The sequence below is a fragment of the Rhizobium chutanense genome (assembly GCF_002531935.1).
Taxonomy (GTDB): Bacteria; Pseudomonadota; Alphaproteobacteria; order Rhizobiales; family Rhizobiaceae; genus Rhizobium; species Rhizobium chutanense.
The window spans coordinates 1-295 of record NZ_NWSV01000096.1 but is presented as its reverse complement, the minus strand read 5'-3'; the positions used below and the strand labels follow the sequence as shown (position 1 = coordinate 295).

1 protein-coding gene is annotated in these 295 nt (G+C 53.6%); it reads right to left on the bottom strand.

The window, feature by feature from the left end:
• Window positions 1–117 precede the first annotated feature (117 nt).
• Window positions 118–288 (bottom strand): hypothetical protein, encoded by a 171-nt coding sequence (locus CO666_RS35120; protein WP_342588137.1) that lies wholly within the window; start codon window positions 286–288, stop codon window positions 118–120.
• Window positions 289–295 lie beyond the last annotated feature (7 nt).

Below are 295 nucleotides of genomic sequence, written 5' to 3'. Positions count from 1 at the left end.
GTCGAACGCTCGTTGCGTGATCGCCCTTGATGAGAAACCCTTTTAGCCAGTTCCAACGCCGCGGCCGGACATGGGGCAACCATTGCCCGATTGACCCCAGTCTCCAACTTAAGTGGCTCAGCTCTCTTCAATGAGGCCACAGCTAGCAAGGGCAGAGACGAAATCGTGAACGTCGCATTTGGTGACGTCATACCGTTCTGATTTAAGCTCGCTCAGTATCCTTGGTAGTGTATACTCGCCGTCCAGTTTCGAAACCAAACCGGCGACCCAAGGCGGAGGAGATTGGATGATCTTT